A 4,099-nucleotide genomic window follows, 5' to 3' on the forward strand; every position below is an offset into this window, starting at 1 on the left:
GGGCAAAGAGGGCATCGGTAACTGGTAATTGGTAACTGGTAATTGGTAACTGGTAATTGGTAATTGTTACTAATAACTAATAACTAATAACTAATAACTAATAACTAATGACTAATGACTAATAACTACTGACTAATAACTACTGACTAATGACTAATGACTACTGACTAGCTTAAGATTAAAACTACAAAATTAATGATAAATGCCGTAGCCTTGCCCGTAACAGAAGAAAGTCAAGTCGGAGAAGCGCGGCGAATTGCAGTCGCCCTCGCGACCGAAGTCGGATTTAACGAGACCGATCGCGGTAAAGTGGCAATTGTCACCACCGAAGCAGCAAAAAACGCAGTCAAACACGCCCGCGAAGCAGAACTTTTGCTGCAAACCTTAAAAACAGAGGCAGGATACAGCATTGAAATAGTAGCGTTAGACCGGGGGCCGGGAATGGCAAATGTCGGTCAGTGTTTGCGAGACGGTTTTTCGACTGCGGGAACTCCCGGAACCGGACTCGGCGCGATTAAACGTCTTTCTAGTTTTTTTGATATTCATTCAGTACCGAAACTGGGGACAGCCTTATTAATGCGCTTGGAACCCACACAAAATTGCCTGGAAGCCCCCCAAAACAGCAATTATTTGGAATTTGGGGTAGTCGGCTTGCCGAAAGCAGGAGAGGAAATTTGCGGGGATTCCTGGGCTACAGAAAATCACCTTGACAAAAACTTGATTTTAGTTGCTGACGGGCTCGGCTACGGGGTTTTGGCTCAGGAGGCGTCGCAGTCAGCAGTGCGGGTATTGCGGGAAAATGCTAAACTCGAACCAAAAGCTATTTTAGAGAAGGCTCACGCTGCTTTAAAAAATACCAGAGGAGCTGCTGCTGCGATCGCCCGAATCGATCGTACACAACAAAAAGTCTGTTTTGCCGGAGTTGGCAACATCTCTGGTGTAGTCGTCACAGATAACCGTAGCCGCAGCATGGTTTCTTACAACGGTACTGTTGGACACATGATGCCAAAAGTAGCAGAATTTGTCTATCCTTGGTCGCCGCAGTCCCTGCTAATCATGCACTCGGACGGTTTAGCCGCGCAGTGGAATTTAAACCGCTATCCGGGTTTGGCCGCCAGACATCCAGCTTTAATTGCAGCCGTACTCTACCGGGACTTCAAACGTACCCGCGATGATATGACAGTTGTAGTAGCTAAGGTAAGACAACCAGCCTAATACCTGTTCCGAAAAAAAATGATGGCAATCAGTGATTCCCCTCTTGAAAAAATTCAATGCGAAAATCGAAAATATGCCCCTGGCAAAAATAGTTAGGACGGGCTTTGTGGCCATTCTCCAAGAAAAATTGATTTTTGTGAGAATGGCTGCAAAGCCCGTCCTAAATTTTGATTAAAAGGACTGAGGCAAGAGATTTAATAGCATGAGTTACCCAATCCTGACGACGGAAGTCCGCTTTGAACAAGATATAGTAAAAGTACGCCAAAGAGCGCGCCAAATTGCTAAAGGGCTAGGATTCGATTCCCAAGCACAAACTCGCATCGCCACAGCAGTTTCCGAAATTGCCCGCAATGCTTTCAAATATGCAGGCGGTGGCAAAGTAGAATTTATTGTGGAAGGGGAATCGCGCCAAATTTTTCGGACTCGGATTTCTGACAACGGGCCGGGAATTGCTGATTTATCGGCGGTGTTGAGCCCCAATTTTCGATCGCAAACTGGTGCGGGACTCGGTTTAGCAGCGGCGAAACGGTTGATGGATGACGTGCAAATCGATTCGGCGCCCGATCGCGGAACTGTCGTACAATTAATGAAGCAGTTTTCTAAACAGATGCCTGCGCTGAGTACGATCGAACTAAATCAATTAGTTGACAAACTAGCGCGCCAAATTCCCGAAGATCCCTACGCCGAAATTCAGCAACAAAATCAAGAATTGCTGCGAACTTTAGACGAACTCCGCCAGCGTCAAGAAGAACTCGTACAATTAAATCAACAGCTAGAAGATACCAATCGCGGAGTCGTGGCACTTTACACCGAATTGAACGAAAAAGCCGAATCTCTCCAGCGAGAGGGCGAACTCAAAACCAGCTTTTTGTCCAATATGAGCCACGAGTTTCGCACTCCGCTAACGGCAATTATAAGCATTTCGGAAATCTTGTTAAATCGCCTCGACGGAGAACTTTCACCCGAACAAGACAAGCAAGTAAATCTTATTCGCAAATCTGCCGAGTCTTTGGCAGAACTTGTCAACGACTCGTTAGATTTAGCCAAAGTCGAAGCCGGAAAAGTAACAGTTCGCGTCGCGGATTTTGAAGTCGAAGATTTGTTCAGCGCCCTGCGGGGAATGATGCGCCCGCTGCTGCCGCAAAACTCGTCCGTCAGTCTAATTTTTGAAGCGCCTCTGGAACTTCCAATTCTCACCACCGACGAGGGAAAAGTTTCTCAAATTTTACGCAACCTCATTTATAATGCCCTCAAATTTACGGAAGCAGGCGAAGTGCGAGTTGCTGCCCAAATGGGAGAGGGGGGAACAGTGACTTTTTCAGTAGCAGATACGGGCATTGGTATTCCGCCCGCCGACCAAACGCGGATTTTTGAAGAATTTGTCCAAATCGAAAATCACTTGCAGAATGGCGTGAAAGGCACGGGATTGGGATTGTCTCTGTGCAAGAAAATGGCGGAATTTCTGGAGGGAAGTATTGCAATACAAAGTTCGCCGGGAGTTGGTTCGACTTTTTTTGTGAATTTGCCGATCGTTTATGATGGAGATTTAGAAAAACCTTTGGAACTGTCGGCAGCTAAGGGAGTTAAAACACCGCTGCCGGAAACAAATTCTCGATCGCAGGCGCGGGATTTGGCAGCAAAAGTTTTGAGGGTGGAGGCTGAAGACTGTTTTTCGGTATTTGCCCAAACAGTTAATGGCAAAAATTCAGTGTATCGCGATCGGGGCCGCCAACGGTGCTGAGGATTGGCGATCGGCTTTAGCGAGACCGGACGTGATAAGCTGATGTGCATCTAAATTGCATATTGAAATTTAGAAGCACATCAGCTTATCAACCATTCCCCAATCCTAAAATCTCAAATGGTATGACTTTCATCTCCCTTCAATATGCTCAGTTTCTATTAGTTTTGTTTGTCGCTTACTGGTTGGTTCCGCTGCGCGGGTGGCGGCTGTTTATCATGCTAGCGGGTAGTCTGATTTTTTACGCTTCGCTGCAAATTTGGTACATTCCTCTGCTTTTAGTCAGTGTTTTGTTTAATTACTGCTTGGCGACGGCGATTGGGGAACCTCTGGATTGGCGGATTGCTAATGCTTCTTGGAACCGCCGCCGTTTGTGGTTGCTGTGGGTGGGAATTACGCTGAACGTGTTGCTGCTGCTAGGTTTTAAGTATGTTCCTTTTGTATTAAGTTCGATCGGCACTTTGTTGAATTGGCCTGTTGCTATCGACGGCGCTAACTGGGTCAAAACTCACGTCATCGCACCCCTGGGATTGAGTTTCTTTTGCTTTGAGTGCATATCTTATTTGATTGATGTGTACCGAGGCGCGCCGGCGGCTACTTCGCTGCTGCATTTTGCAGCTTACAAGTTGTTTTTTGCCAAACTGATTTCAGGGCCGATTACTCGCTATCACAACTTGATCTATCAACTCAAATCCCAGAACTTTCCGACACCCGATCGCATTTCTGAGGCACTTTGGACGATCGCCTTCGGTGCAGTCAAAAAAGGTCTTTTCGCTGACAACTTGGGAATTTATGTCGATTTAAGCTTTACCAATTTGCAGCGGGCGGGCAGCGAGGATTTGTGGCTGGCAATTTTTGCTTACGGGCTGCAACTTTATCTCGATTTTAGCGGCTACGTTGACATGGCACGCGGCACTGCTTTGCTGTTGGGTTGGTATTTGCCGCCAAATTTTGATTTCCCTTATTTTAGTACCAGCATCGGTGATTTTTGGCGACGCTGGCACATGACTTTGGGCGATTGGCTGCGAAATTATTTGTATTTTCCGTTGGGGGGTTCGCGTGTCGCTTTGTGGCGCACTTGTCTGAATTTGTCGATCGTCATGTTAATTGCCGGAATTTGGCACGGGGCGGCTTGGGGATTTATAG

3 protein-coding genes are annotated in these 4,099 nt (G+C 46.7%); all 3 read left to right on the plus strand.

Going from position 1 to position 4,099, the window contains the following annotated elements:
• The first annotated feature begins 195 nt into the window (after positions 1 to 195).
• Entirely contained in the window at positions 196 to 1,215 is a 1,020-nt protein-coding gene (locus tag IQ270_RS28745) for an ATP-binding SpoIIE family protein phosphatase (RefSeq protein ID WP_193976528.1), read from the plus strand.
• Between the two features lie 202 nt (positions 1,216 to 1,417).
• Positions 1,418 to 2,956 carry an ATP-binding protein gene (locus IQ270_RS28750; protein WP_193976529.1) on the plus strand — a complete coding sequence of 513 codons (1,539 nt, stop codon included), beginning with the start codon at positions 1,418 to 1,420 and terminating at the stop codon, positions 2,954 to 2,956.
• Positions 2,957 to 3,078: 122 nt separating this feature from the next.
• On the plus strand, positions 3,079 to 4,099 hold a 1,021-nt coding region (locus IQ270_RS28755; protein WP_193976530.1), incomplete at its 3' end, for an MBOAT family protein.

The sequence above is a fragment of the Microcoleus sp. LEGE 07076 genome, assembly GCF_015207455.1.
Lineage (GTDB): Bacteria > Cyanobacteriota > Cyanobacteriia > Cyanobacteriales > Microcoleaceae > Microcoleus.